The organism is Desulfovibrio sp. DV, assembly GCF_001936595.1.
Classification (GTDB): Bacteria; Desulfobacterota; Desulfovibrionia; order Desulfovibrionales; family Desulfovibrionaceae; genus Solidesulfovibrio.
On the sequence record NZ_MLBG01000130.1, the window covers coordinates 1 to 13,212 of the forward strand.

The 13,212-nt window shown below is 66.4% G+C and carries 14 protein-coding genes; 11 read left to right on the plus strand and 3 right to left on the minus strand.

The window, feature by feature from the left end; genetic code table 11:
- From DVDV_RS19600 to DVDV_RS19610, 3 genes are all read left to right on the plus strand, one after another.
- Positions 1-879 (plus strand): GNAT family N-acetyltransferase (locus DVDV_RS19600; RefSeq protein ID WP_139311682.1); only part of this gene is annotated, 879 nt, incomplete at its 5' end.
- A complete protein-coding gene (locus tag DVDV_RS19605; RefSeq protein ID WP_075356276.1) occupies positions 876-1,940 on the plus strand; it encodes an HD-GYP domain-containing protein in 1,065 nt (354 codons plus the stop codon). The genes DVDV_RS19600 and DVDV_RS19605, both read left to right, overlap by 4 nt.
- Before the next feature lie 428 nt (positions 1,941-2,368).
- A complete protein-coding gene (locus tag DVDV_RS19610) occupies positions 2,369-3,025 on the plus strand; it encodes a SagB/ThcOx family dehydrogenase (protein ID WP_075356277.1) in 657 nt (218 codons plus the stop codon).
- Between the two features lie 112 nt (positions 3,026-3,137).
- Here DVDV_RS19610 and rnhA read toward each other — a convergent pair whose 3' ends face one another.
- The 3 genes from rnhA to DVDV_RS19625 are packed head-to-tail and all read right to left on the minus strand — an operon-like array spanning position 3,138 to position 4,842.
- On the minus strand, positions 3,138-3,590 hold the full coding sequence (gene rnhA / locus DVDV_RS19615; RefSeq protein WP_175577136.1) for a ribonuclease HI: 453 nt from the start codon (positions 3,588-3,590) through the stop codon (positions 3,138-3,140).
- Positions 3,591-3,622: 32 nt separating this feature from the next.
- Complete coding sequence (locus DVDV_RS19620) at positions 3,623-4,159, minus strand: hypothetical protein (RefSeq protein ID WP_075356279.1); 537 nt, start codon at positions 4,157-4,159, stop codon at positions 3,623-3,625.
- A complete protein-coding gene (locus tag DVDV_RS19625; RefSeq protein ID WP_075356280.1) occupies positions 4,156-4,842 on the minus strand; it encodes an ABC transporter ATP-binding protein in 687 nt (228 codons plus the stop codon). The genes DVDV_RS19620 and DVDV_RS19625 overlap by 4 nt, the downstream gene beginning before the upstream one ends.
- A gap of 142 nt (positions 4,843-4,984) precedes the next feature.
- Here DVDV_RS19625 and DVDV_RS19630 point away from each other — a divergent pair, with 142 nt between their 5' ends.
- The 8 genes from DVDV_RS19630 to DVDV_RS19665 all read left to right on the plus strand — a co-directional run bounded on the left by DVDV_RS19630 (position 4,985) and on the right by DVDV_RS19665 (position 13,198).
- A complete protein-coding gene (locus DVDV_RS19630; protein WP_075356281.1) occupies positions 4,985-5,575 on the plus strand; it encodes an arylesterase in 591 nt (196 codons plus the stop codon).
- A 6-nt stretch (positions 5,576-5,581) separates the two neighbouring features.
- Positions 5,582-6,355: a type III pantothenate kinase gene (locus tag DVDV_RS19635; RefSeq protein ID WP_075356282.1), complete on the plus strand. Its 774-nt coding sequence runs from the start codon at positions 5,582-5,584 to the stop codon at positions 6,353-6,355.
- Positions 6,356-6,369: 14 nt separating this feature from the next.
- Positions 6,370-7,107, plus strand: a complete 738-nt coding sequence (locus DVDV_RS19640) for a tetratricopeptide repeat protein (protein ID WP_075356283.1) — start codon at positions 6,370-6,372, stop codon at positions 7,105-7,107.
- 166 nt (positions 7,108-7,273) lie between these two features.
- A complete protein-coding gene (gene eno, locus DVDV_RS19645; RefSeq protein ID WP_075356284.1) occupies positions 7,274-8,584 on the plus strand; it encodes a phosphopyruvate hydratase in 1,311 nt (436 codons plus the stop codon).
- 132 nt (positions 8,585-8,716) lie between these two features.
- Positions 8,717-9,484 (plus strand): dienelactone hydrolase family protein, encoded by a 768-nt coding sequence (locus DVDV_RS19650; protein WP_075356285.1) that lies wholly within the window; start codon positions 8,717-8,719, stop codon positions 9,482-9,484.
- Positions 9,485-9,630: 146 nt separating this feature from the next.
- A complete protein-coding gene (gene folD / locus DVDV_RS19655) occupies positions 9,631-10,512 on the plus strand; it encodes a bifunctional methylenetetrahydrofolate dehydrogenase/methenyltetrahydrofolate cyclohydrolase FolD (RefSeq protein ID WP_075356286.1) in 882 nt (293 codons plus the stop codon).
- A 13-nt stretch (positions 10,513-10,525) separates the two neighbouring features.
- On the plus strand, positions 10,526-12,199 hold the full coding sequence (locus tag DVDV_RS19660) for an AarF/ABC1/UbiB kinase family protein (RefSeq protein ID WP_075356287.1): 1,674 nt from the start codon (positions 10,526-10,528) through the stop codon (positions 12,197-12,199).
- Positions 12,200-12,220: 21 nt separating this feature from the next.
- A complete protein-coding gene (locus tag DVDV_RS19665) occupies positions 12,221-13,198 on the plus strand; it encodes a lipoate--protein ligase (protein WP_075356288.1) in 978 nt (325 codons plus the stop codon).
- Positions 13,199-13,212: the final 14 nt, after the last annotated feature.

The window sequence follows — 13,212 nt, forward strand, 5'->3', positions numbered from 1 at the left end:
TTCGGCCAGGGCGGGCTGGCCGCCAGGGTCACCCGGGACAAGGCCGTGGCGCTCACCCCGCTTAACATGTCCCTAGCCAGGGATCTGGTCTGCCGCACCCGGGTGGCCGCGGCCCTGACCGGCGGCGGCGGCCAGCCGGCCGTGGACCTGGACGCCCTGTGCCTGACGCTCAACCAGATTTCCCAATGCGTGGCCGACCTCGAACGCGTGGCCGCCATCGACGTCAATCCCGTGCTGGCCCATCCCGACGGCGTGACCGTCATCGGCGCGACCATCCGGCTCTCGCCCGAACCCCAGCCCGACCCCCACCGGCTGGCCATCCGGCCCTATCCCCGGGAACTCGAGGAAAAAGCCGTGCTGCGAAGCGGTCGGGCCGTGCTCCTGCGGCCCATCCGGCCTGAGGACGAACCGGCCCATTACGACTTCTTCAAGCACCTCTCGGCCGAAGACCTGCGCTTCCGGTTTTTCGGCGTGGTGCGCGACCTGTCCCATACCGAAATGGCCAAGCTCACCCAGATCGACTACGAGCGCGAAATGGCCTTTATCGCCACCGCGCCGGGTCCTGACGGCCGGCCCGAGACCCTTGGCGTGGTGCGGGCCTCCACCCGGCCGGACAACGCCACGGCGGAATTTGCCGTCATCGTGCGCTCGGACCAGAAAGGGGCCGGCCTTGGCCGGATGCTCATGGAAAAAATCATCCGCTATTGCCGCGGACGCGGTACGAAGGAACTGACCGGGCAGGCGCTTATGGAAAACGGCGGGATGCAGGGACTGGCCGAGAAACTCGGCTTTTCCGTGGTGCGCAACTACGACGACGAGGTGGCGGAAATGCGCCTGCCGCTCCAGGAATCGCCGACCGACGGGACGGGACGGCCATGACGGCCACTCCCGACGTCGTCGCGGCCCCGGACCTCAAAGCCTATTCCCCGATCAAGACGGCCTGCCTGCGCCCCTGGGGCACAGGCCGGTTTTCCCTGTACGTGCGCAAGGGCCAGGGGCTGGTGCTTTACGCCTCGCGCGGGGCGGCTTTCACCCAGGAGCAGGTCCGCCGGCTCAAGGCTGCCAATATCGAGACGGTCTACATCCACACCGGCGAGCTGCGCCACTTTGAGAACTATCTGCGCGACAACCTGGGCGAAATCCTTCTCGATGAATCCATTGCGCTCACCGACCGGGCCGAGGTCTGGCACGCCAGCGCCACCACCCTGGTGCGCGGGGTGCTGGAAGAAAAGCTCCCCCATTCCATCAGCCGGGCCCGGTTCGATCAGGTGGGCAAGCTCGTGCGCCAGTCCATCGGGTTTCTGCAAGCACCCGGAGCCATGCAGAACGTGGCCCAGCTCATCAGCAAGGGCTACCAGGACTACCAGCACGGGCTGGCCTCCATGGTGCTCACCTCCATCATGCTCATGGACCACCGGGGCATGACCGAAGACCTGCTGGTAAAGGTCGGGGTGGGGGCGCTTTTGCACGACGTCGGCAAGACCGGGCTGCCCATGGGCCTGATCGACCGGCGGCCCGAAAGCTGGACGCCGGAAGAAGAGGCCCTGTTCCGGTCCCATCCGGCCATGGGCGTGGGCCTGCTCGTCAATTTGCCGCTGCCGACGGAAACGCTCCACTGCATTCTCTTCCACCACGAGCAGGAAGACGGCAAAGGCTTTCCGGCCGGGATGCCGGCAGCCGGTATTCCCTATTATGTCAAGGCACTTACCGTGTGCAACAGCTACGACGCCCTGACCCGGGCCTGCGTGTGGCGGCCGGCCTATCCACCCTTTGAGGCGCTGCGCAAGATGGAAGCGACAAAAGCGATGTTCGACCGGGCCATGTTCAAGCGGTTGATCATGATCCTGGCCGATGCCGAGCTGCTCAAAGACGGCGGCACTGCGGCCAAGAAAGGGGAGTTGCCGCCCGAAGAGCCGGCCGGCGGCGCGGAGAGCGGGTAGGGGAGAAGAAAAAGAATGCCTCCGGCGGCCAAAGGGACTGAGTCCCTTTGGAATCCCCTCTTGGGGCGAGTTTGATTTGACTGTGCGCGGTGCCGGGCCGGGAAGCGAAAATTCCGCAAGAAAAGATGAGAAAGGGCCGGGGCCGCAACGGCTTGGTGCTTAAGCTTGACGGGAAGCACCGATTCTTCGGGGGCCGAAGCCTGGCCCGCCTAACAAAGAATTCATACGCGACTGCAACCAGCCCTCGGCCACGCCTTGGGTGACACTCCATTCTCTGGAATCATTGCGGTTTCCCGCAGATATTGTGGGACAGGGCAACGTTGCAATCCAACGAGCCCAGACGCCGCCGCCTAGCAAGGCTGGACATCCTTCCGCAGGGCTTCTACCCTGCGGGCAAGAGGCAGGCCATGCCTCAAAAGGAGTGCCGCGTGGACAGAAGAGCATTCATACGAACAGCGGGAACGCTGTGTGTCGGCCTGGGACTCGTCGGCAATGAAGCGGCCTTCGCGCAAAAAAGCGCTATTCTGCCGCCGCCGTCCCTGCCCGGAGGCAAGACCCTGGAGGAAGCCCTGCGGGCCAGGCAATCCATTCGGAGCTATACCGAACAGGACCTGCCGGGCGAGGTGCTGTCGGGGCTGCTCTGGGCCGCCTGCGGCATCAACAGAAAGGAATCGGGCAAAAGAACCGCGCCGAGTGCGGTCAACAAACAGGAAATCGACGTCTGGGTGGCCAAAAAAGACGGATTTTTTCTGTACGACGCCAAGGACCATGCCCTTGTCCCCAAGGGCGACGCCGACATCCGGGCGCTGACCGGCACCCAGAGCTACGTGCCCACAGCCCCGCTTGATCTGGTCTATGTCGCGGACATGAGCAAGGTTGCGGGCAAGACCGAGGAAGAAAAGTCCAATCTGGCCTGGGCCGACACCGGGTACATCAGCCAGAATGTCTATCTCTACTGCGCCGTCATGGGCCTTGGCACGGTGGTGCGGGCCAGCATCGACTACCCGGCCCTGTCCAAGGCCATGGGTCTTCCCGCCAACCAGCGGGTGATCATGGCCCAATGCGTGGGCTATCCGAAAGCCTGATCCGCCTCAACCGGCATCGCCCCGCCAGCCCGTCCACCCCCCGTCATTTCGAAGGGGGTCTGGGGGAAACGCTTTTAAAAGCGTTTCCCCCAGGTCTTTCTCTTCTCTACTCTTACCCCGGATACCCCTCGTCGGCCAGCAACCCCCGCGAGGTGGCGGCGTTGCGGGCCAGGACGTCGCAGCGTTCGTTTTCCGGGTGGCCGGCGTGGCCGCGCACCCAATTGAACTTGACCTTGTGGCGGGCGATAAGCGGGATCATGCGCTGCCAGAGATCCTGGTTCTTCACCGGCTTGCGCTCGGAATTGACCCAGCCCTTTTTGATCCACGAGGCCAGCCAGCGTTTCTCGATGGCGTCGTGGACGTAGCGCGAATCGGTCACCAGGGACACGATGGACGGCTCCTCCAGGAGTTCCAGGGCTTCGAGGACGGCCAACAGCTCCATGCGGTTGTTGGTGGTGAGCTTGCGTCCGCCGGAAATCTCCCGGCGTTCGCCGTTGCAGTCGATCACCGCGCCATAGCCGCCGGGTCCGGGATTGCCGAGGCAGGCCCCGTCGGTATAGATCATGATGGTTTTCGGCGCGGTCTTGGTTTCTTCGGTCACGAATCCTCTCCTTTGGCCCGCTGGGCAGCCTGCCCCAGGGCGTCGATAAGTAGTCCCACGGCGGCCAGCACCCCTTCCCGCCCCCGGCCCTGCCGGCAGGCGGCGTCCAGGTGCGCCCGGCCGAGGTCCGCAGCAAAGCCCGGCGGCAGGCCCGAGGCGACAAGCGGCGGCAACGCCGCCCGGCCGGACTGGCAGCCCGGGTCGAAATAGATGAACACTTTTCTCGGATCATCGGGATCAGGGGCCGGATAGCCGCCCGGGGCGGTACCCGCGCTGCCGATGCGAACGGCCAGTTCCAGCCCGAACCGGGCGCGCAGAAAGGCCGCCTGCTCGATGAGCCAGAGCCGGTCGGCCTCGGTCAAAAGGCCTCCGGGATCGGCAACCGTCCCCTTGGCCTGCACGCGCTCGATGACGCTTTGGAAATTTCTCTGGTAGGCGACGATGGCCACGGCAAAGACGCCCACCACCAGCAGCCCGCGCACGGCCCGCTCCAGGGGCCGGCGGCCGCGCGGCATGAAAAAAAGCCGCTTCATCGACCCGGCGGACCATCCCCGGCCACCCGCCCGTCGCGCACGGCCACCACCCGGCCGCAGCGGGCCGCCAGTCCGACATCGTGGGTAACCAGCACCAGGGTCATGCCGCCTGACAGGGAAAAGAGCAGGTCCATGACCCGCTCCCCGGTCTCGCCGTCCAGGTTGCCGGTGGGTTCGTCGGCCAGAAGGAGCCGGGGGCGCGGGGCCAGGGCCCGGGCCAGGGCCACGCGCTGCTGTTCGCCGCCGGAGAGTTCGGCCGGAAAATGGTTGACCCGCTGCGACAGGCCCACGGCGTCCAGGGCCTCGGCCGCCCGGTCGAAGGCGTCGGAGCGGCCGGCGAATTCCAGCGGCAGCGCGGCGTTTTCCAGGGCGGTCATGGCCGGCACGAGGTGGAAGGCCTGAAAGACGATGCCCACGTTGTCGCGGCGAAAGGCGGCCAGGCCGTCCTCGTTTAAGGTGGAAAGATCGAGCCCGGCAATGGCCACCGTGCCCGAGGTCGGGGCGAGCAGGCCGGCCATGAGCATCAAAAGCGTGGTCTTGCCCGCGCCGGAAGGTCCGGTTACGGCTAAGGCTTCGCCGGCCCTGGCGGTCAGGTCCACCCCGCGCAGGATGTTGACCCCGCCGGCCTGGCTTTGTAACGTCAGCCGTACATCGGACAAGGAAATCATGCACGTATCCATCATACCCACTCCGCCCGTCCCTGTTGTTGCAAAGACGAGCCGTCTCCTGCCGTCCCGGCCAGGATACCAGCTTGGCCGGAAAAGACAAACCGCCTCCAGGCTCTGCCGGCGCATCCTGGCTGCGGCCCTGGCCCTTGGAGTCCTTATGCCGCAACCGGCCCTGGCGCTTAAACTGGCGGCCCTGGGCGACAGCCTGACCGCCGGCTGGGGCCTGCCCGCCGACGACGCCTACCCCGCGAAGCTCGCCCGCGCCCTGGCCGAAAAAGGCCGGACCGTTACGATCCTCAATTTCGGCATCTCCGGCGACACCACCGCCGGCGGCCTGGCCCGCCTGGACGCGGTGCTGGCCGCCGCCCCGGACGGGGTCATCCTGGAGCTTGGGGCCAACGACATGCTGCGCGGCATGGACCCGGCCATTCCCCGGGCCAACCTCGACGCCATCATGAAGCGCTTAAGCGACGCCCATATCCCGGTCATGCTCTGCGGCATCCGGGCCATGCGCAACTACGGCCGGGCCTACGCCGTGGAACTGGAAGCCGTCTATGTCGATCTGGCCCAAAAATACGGCGCCGTGCTCTATCCCTCCTTTCTCGACGGCGTGACCGGCGTCCCCGGCATGGCCCTGCCCGACGGCCTGCACCCCACGGCCGAGGGCGTGGCCGAGATGGTGCGGCGCAGCCTGCCAACCGTCGAAACCTTTCTCGACCGCCTGGGAACCAGCCGGGCCGCCCCCTGACGCACCATGCCAGCCCTTTTAATCGACATCGGCAACACCAACATCAAGTTCGGTCTGGCCGAGCGCCACGGCCTTCTCTCGTCGTTCGCCCTGCCGACCGACCGCTCGGCCACCCCGGACAGCCTGGGCCTGGCCGTGGCCCAGGCCCTGCCCTTTCACGGCTGCCGGACCACCGACATCGAGGCGGCCGTGGCCTCAAGCGTCGTGCCGCCGCTTAATCCCGTCATCGAGCAGGCGGTATCCCGCTACCTGGGCGTGCGTCTGCGCTTTGTGCCGACCGACATCCCGATACCGCTTAAAAACCTGTACGGCCGGCCCCACGAGGTCGGAGCCGACCGGCTGGTCACGGCCTTTGCCGGCCGCCGGGCCGTCGGGGCCACCTCGGTCATCGTGGTGGATTTCGGCACGGCCACCAATTTCGACTGCGTCCAGGACGACGCCTTTTTGGGCGGACTCATCTGTCCGGGGATGATGACCTCGCTGTCCGGGCTGGTCAGCAAAACGGCCAAGCTGCCCCATGTGGCCCTGGACCCCGGCAACGGAGCGTTGTCCATTGGCCGCTCCACCACCGACTGCATCAACCAGGGATTTGTCTTCGGGTTCGCCGACATGGTCCAGGGCGTGACCGCGCGCTTAAAAGCCCATCTCGGCGGCGATGTCCACGTGCTGGCCACGGGCGGTTTCGCCGAGAAACTCGCCCCCATCTGCCCGGTCATCCGCGACGTGCGCCCCGAGCTTCTGCTCGAAGGGCTGCGGCAATTGTGGCTGGCCGCGCGCTAGCCGAGGAGCCAGACATGCCCGATCTGCCGGAGATACTTGGCTGCTACCAGTCCCAGAAGCGCGAGAAAATGGGCGGCAAGGGCGGCTCGGGCCGCGACTTCACCCAGCGCATCGACTGGCTGGCCCTGCGCCTGGATGCGGCCCGCATCCTGATCTTCCCCTTGGACGATGGGCATCTGCCGCTGCCGCTGCAAAAAATCGTCACCCCGGAAGAATTCCTGCTCCATTTCGTGCCGGCCCCGCTCCTTTTCACCGAGCGGCTCGGGCCGGCGGCAGTGGTGCTGGCCCGGCTCCTTCGCGACGTCGGCCCCGGGCTTGACCACAAGACCCTGCCCGATGCCGAACGGGCGCTTTTCGTGGTGGTCCTGGCCGCCCTGGCCGCCGCCGGGGTGCCGGATACCGGCAGCGCCCCCTTGAAGGTGGTTACGGCGGCCGGCGGCGGGCTGTCTCCGGACGCCCAGAAGCTGACCATAAACGCCTTTGGCATCAGCCTGCGCAAACGCGGCGAGTTTGAAACCGCCGCCACCTTTTACCGCAAGGCCCTGGAGCTGGCCCCGGACGACGAACGCATCATGTTCAATCTGGCCCGGGTGCTCTACGAAAAAGGCGATACCCCGGCCTGCAGCCTGCTCCTGGAACAGGCTGTGGCCGCTGACCCGGATTTCACCGAAGCCAAGTCCTTCCTGCGTTATCTCAAACGCCGGGGGGGTGTTGCGCGCGACGACGACGATTTCCCGGACATCACGATTTGACGAAACCTTGGCGACAGACCCGCATATCCCCGTGCCTGCCGTGAAATGCGCCGGCAACGGGGCTTATAAATCGTGCGGATTTGCGCTACAGCCAAAAGGGTCGGGCCATCCCGGCCCGCACCCACCATCGCAGAAAACGCCAAACCCCATACACAAGGAGAGAGCCATGAGTACCATTGCGGCCGTTTGGGCCAGGGAAATCCTCGATTCCCGCGGCAATCCCACCATCGAGGTGGAGGTCACCCTGGAATCCGGCGCATCCGGCCGGGCCGCTGTCCCCTCGGGCGCGTCCACGGGTTCACGCGAAGCTCTGGAAATGCGCGACCTGGACGCCACCCGCTACGGCGGCAAAGGCGTCACCAAGGCCGTGGAAAACGTCCAGGGCGAACTGGCCGAGACCATCATCGGCATGGACGCCTTGCAGCAGGTGGCCATCGACAATCTCATGATCGACACCGACGGCACGGACAACAAGTCGCGCCTGGGTGCCAACGCCATCCTCGGCGTGTCCCTGGCCGTGTGCCGGGCTGCCGCCAACTACCTCGGGCTGCCGCTGTACCAGTACATCGGCGGCATCAATTCCAAGGTCCTGCCCGTGCCCATGATGAACATCATCAACGGCGGCGCGCACGCTCCCAACAACCTGGACATCCAGGAGTTCATGATCATTCCCCTGGGAGCCCGCACTTTTGCCGACGCCCTGCGCATGGGTGCCGAGACCTTCCACACCTTAAAAGCCCTGCTGGCCGCCGACGGCCACATGACCGCCGTTGGCGACGAGGGCGGCTTTGCCCCCAACCTCAAGAGCCACGACGAGGCCTTCCAGTACATCATCAAGGCCATCGAGCAGGCCGGCTACCGTCCCGGCTCGGAAATCTCCCTGGCCATCGACGCGGCTGCCTCGGAATTTTACAAGGATGGCAAGTACGTGCTGTCCGGTGAGAACAAGAGCCTGTCCTCGGATGAAATGGTGGCCTACCTGGCCGACTTCACCAACCGCTATCCGCTCATTTCCATCGAGGACGGCCTGGCCGAGTCCGACTGGGAAGGCTGGAAGAAGCTGACCTACGAACTGGGCGAGCGCATCCAGCTCGTTGGCGACGACATCTTCGTCACCAACCCGGACATCCTGGCCGAGGGCATCGACCAGGGCATCGCCAACTCGATCCTGATCAAGCTCAACCAGATCGGCACCGTCACCGAGACCCTGGACACCATCGAGATGGCCAAGCAGGCCGCCTACACCACGGTTGTCTCCCACCGCTCGGGCGAGACCGAGGACAGCTTCATTGCCGACCTGGCCGTGGCCGTCAACGCCGGCCAGATCAAGACCGGATCGCTGTGCCGCTCCGACCGTCTGGCCAAGTACAACCAGCTTTTGCGCATCGAGGAAGAGCTGGAAGATTCGGCCATCTACTACGGCCCGGTCATGGCCGGCCAGTGGTACGACGAAGAGCCGGAAGGCGAAGAAGAATAAGACTCCGGGGAACTGCCCCGCACGGGGTCCGGGGGGGTGCCACCTCCCCGGACCCGCAACCAACGAAACCCGGGTCGCGTCCGTGCCTCCGGGGCGGGCCTGCCCGCCACGCCGCAACGGACCAGACCGACCATGAAAATACTCGCCCTCTTTTTTTCGCTCTTCGTTTTGTACCCGGCCCTTGCTCCCCGGCCCGCCCCGGCCGCCGAAAGCGCCGTGTCCTCCGTGACCATCCCCACCCCGGAACATCCCGTCACGGCCCAGCTTTTCCACGCCCCGGGAACAGGCAGACGCCCTGCCGTCATCCTCCTGCACGGCCGCCAGGGGCTTGACCGCTTCCCGGGCTACTACGAACAATTTGCCAAAGCCATTGCCGGCTCGGGAATGGACGCCTACCTCCTGTCCTATTACGACGGCCCGGAGAAAGAGCAGGCCAACGCCGAAGCAAAAACCGTCCGCCAGGCGTTTTTTGCCGGACGGGTCAAGGCCTGGTCCCAGCTCGTGCAGGCCGTGGTCACCGAGGCCCTGGCCCGCAGGGAATGCTCGGGATCAATCGGGCTGCTCGGCTTTTCCCAGGGCGGTTTCCTGGCCACTGCCGTGGCCGGCCAGGACCCGCGCATCACCGCCCTGGCGGTCTTTTACGGCGGAATACCCGGCCTGTACCGGGATTCGATCACCCGCCTGCCGCCGCTTATTGCCCTGCACGGCGACGCCGACAACGTCGTCCCCCTGTCGGAGGGCCAGGCCCTGGCCGCTCTGGGACGGCAACTGGGCCAGCCGGCCGAGCTGGTCGTTTTCCCGGGGGCAGGGCATGGATTTGGCAAAGGCCCGGATGCGGCCAAAGCGCAGCAACTGACCCTGGCCTTCCTGCGGCGCACCCTGCTCCCCGGCCCCAAGTAAGGCCATGGCCCGCCCGGACCGGTGCCCCGGGCCTTGCGCCCGTGGCCCGGGCACCGTATTGCCCTGGACGGCAGCCGGGACAACCGGCTAATCGTTTTTGGAGAACGGACCCATCACCGCCTCCCGACCTCTGAAGGAGACATCCTATGCTTCTTATCGACGGCAAAAAAGTCGCGGCCGATCTGCGCCAGCGCGTGAAAAACGACGTGGACGCCCTGGTGCGCCAGCACGGGCGCGCCCCGCATCTGGCCGTCATCCTCGTTGGCGAGGACCCCGCCTCCCAGGTCTATGTGCGCTACAAGGAAAAAGCCTGCGAGGAAGTGGGCATCGTGTCGCGCATCTGGCGGCTCGACGGCGGCATCACCCAGTGCGGCCTGGAAAAGCTCCTCTCCGAACTGTCCCACAGCGACGACATCGACGGCATCCTGCTCCAGCTCCCCCTGCCCAGGGGCCTGGACGCCAGCCGCTGTCTGGCCCTGGTTGATCCCAAAAAGGACGTGGACGGCTTCCATCCGGAAAACGTCGGCCGCCTGTCCATTGGCCTGCCTTGCCTCAAGCCCTGCACGCCCTACGGCGTCATAAAGCTCCTCGAATATTACGGCCTGTCCCCGGCCGGCAAACGGGCGGTGGTGGTCGGGCGCAGCAACATCGTGGGCAAGCCCATGGCCATGCTCCTGGCCAATGCCTCGCCCTTTGGCAACGCCACCGTGACCATCTGCCATTCGCGCACCCCGGATCTGGCCGCCGTATGCCGCGAAGCCGATTTCATCGTGCCGGCCATCGGCAAGCCCCGGCTCATCACCCGGGACATGGTCAAACCCGGCGCGGTCATCGTGGACGTGGGCATGAACCGGCTGCCTGACGGCAAGCTGTGCGGCGATGTGGACTATGAAAACGTCACCGACCTCGTCTCGGCCATCACCCCGGTGCCCGGCGGCGTCGGCCCCATGACCATCGCCACGCTCATGAGCAACACCATCGAAGCCTACCGCTGGCGGCGCGAAGCCCCGGCCTGCCCGGTGGAGTAGGCGGGAACACCCGGTGTTCTCCCTGGCCTCCATCCCGCATTTTGCCCGAAACGCCCGGCGATTCCGTGAAATCGCCGGGGTTTTGGCCCGCTACGGGCTGGCCGAGTTCCTGGCCGCCTCGGATCCGGCCTTTTTAAAAGATCTGCTCGTCAGCCCGGCCGGGGCCAGCCTGACCGCCATGCGCCGGGAGGAACGCCTGCGCCTGGCCCTGACCGAACTCGGGGCCACGGCCATAAAGCTCGGCCAGATTTTAAGCACCCGCTCCGACATCGTCGGCCCCGAAGTGGCGGCCGAACTGGGGAAGCTCCGGGCCGACACCGAACCCGACGCCCCGACAGCCGTGGCCGCCACCATCGCCGCCGAACTCGGCGCGCCGCCCGAAGCCCTCTTTGCCGCCTTTGACCCCATCCCCCTGGCCTCGGCCTCCATCGGCCAGGTCCACCGGGCCAGCCTCCCGGACGGCACGGCCGTGGTGGTCAAGGTGCAGCACGCCGGCATCGAGGACACAGTGCGGGCCGACCTCGATATCCTCATGGGGCTGGCCGATCTGGCCGAACGCGGCATCGTCGAGCTTCGCCTCTACCAGCCCCTGGCCGTGGCCACCGAGATGCGCCGCACCATCCTTCGCGAACTCGACTTTGTGCGCGAAGAGCGCAACCTGCGCCATTTTGCCGTCAATTTCGCCAGTGAGCCGCGCATCGTCTTCCCGAGGACCTACCCCGAGCGCAGCGCCCGACGGGTGCTGACCATGGAGGAACTGGACGGCGAGCCCCTGTCCTCCCTGGCCGAGGCGCAAGACCCTGATGCCCTCCGCCGGCGCGAGGAGCTGGCCCGCGTTGCGGCCGACGCCTTCCTGGAAATGATTTTTCGCGACAACTTCTTCCACGCCGACCCCCATCCGGGCAACCTGCGCGTCCTGCCCGGAGATCGCCTGGGGCTGCTTGATTGCGGCATGGTCGGACGCATCGACGAGCGCACCCGCCGCGCCCTGGAAGACGCGCTGTTGGCCGTGGTTGAAAGCGACGCCGAGGGACTGACCGAACAGGTCATGCGCCTGGGCCGTCTGCCGCCCGGCCTCGACCGCCCGGCCTTGCGGGCCGATGTCGAGGATTTCGTGGCCGACTACGCCAACCAGCCCATGGGCGCGTTTGATTTAAGCGGCGCCCTGACCGACGTGGCCGCGTTGGTGCGCCGCCACGGCATCCTGCTGCCGCCGGTGGTGGCCCATCTCATCAAGGTCTTCGTGGTGCTCGAAGGCGCGTCGCGTTCGCTCACTCCGGGCTTCTCCCTGCTCGAAGTGATCGCCCCCTACGCCGGGAAAATCATCGCCCGCCGCCTCTCCCCGGGAGCGCTGTTCACCCGGCTTCGGCGCAACTGGCGCGACTGGAACGGACTTCTGGAGAGCTTTCCCCGGGACGCGGCCGAGATCCTGCGCCGGGCGCGCGAGGGCCGCCTTGACGTCCAGCTCTCCCACCGGGGCCTCGACGCCACGGTCAACCGTCTGGTCTACGGCATTGTCACGGCCGCGCTCTTTCTCGGTTCCTGCCAGATCCTGGCCAACCGGGTGCCGCCGCTTATCTTTGACATCTCCCTGTTCGGGGCGCTTGGCTGCGCAGGGGCCATCCTGCTTGGGCTGCGGCTGTTGCGGGCCATCAGGCGTTCCGGCGAACTCGGCCCCGACGCCTGACCGGGCCAAAAGGATTCCCCCGTGCGCCCCATTGTCCTTGCCACCACCGATCCCGCGCTTAATCTGGCCACCGAAGAATGGCTCTTGCGCCACACCGACCGCGACATCTTCATGCTCTGGCGAAACGCCCCGGCCGTCATCGTCGGACGCAACCAGAACACCCTGGCCCAGATCGACGAGGCCTACGTGCGCAGCCGCAACATCCCGGTGGTGCGCCGCTTAAGCGGCGGCGGCGCGGTCTTTCACGATCTCGGCAACGTCAATTTCACCTTCGTGAGCCTTGGCAGCGGCGGCCACGGCCTGGATTTCCAACGCTTCACCACCCCCATCCTCGAGGCCATCACCGCCCTTGGCGTGCCGTGCGCCTTTGAAGGACGAAACGACCTGGTCATCAACGGGCGGAAATTCTCCGGCAACGCCCAGCACATCTGGCGCGACCGGGTGCTCCACCACGGCACGCTGCTTTTCTCCGCCGCCGTGGCCGACCTGTCCGGAGCGCTTCGGGTGGACCCGGAAAAATACCGGGACAAGGCCGTCAAAAGCGTGGCCAAACGGGTCACCAACATCGCCGCCCATCTGCCGGCCCCCATGGACGTGACGGCCTTCATGGACCGCATCATGGACCATGTCCTGGCCGGCGCTCCCCGGCAAGCCCTCGGCCTTGGCCCCGAAGAAGCACGGGGCGCGGCCGAGCTGGCCGAAAGCCGCTACCGCAGCTACGACTGGAATTTCGGGGCTTCACCGGACTACGCCCTGGCCCGGACCTGCCGCACGCCCGGCGGGCTGGTGGAGGCCCACCTGGATGTGGCCGGCGGCGTCATCCGGGCCGTGCGCCTGCTCGGCGACTATTTCGGCCGGCGCGACGTGGCCGAATTGGAGACGCACCTCGCCGGCTGCCGCCACGACCGCGACGCCCTGGCCCAGCGCCTGGGCGAAGTGGCGTTGGGAGACTATCTGCTGGGGGTTGATGCGCCGACGTTGGTCGATTGTTTCTTTTAGGAGATGGAGAGAAG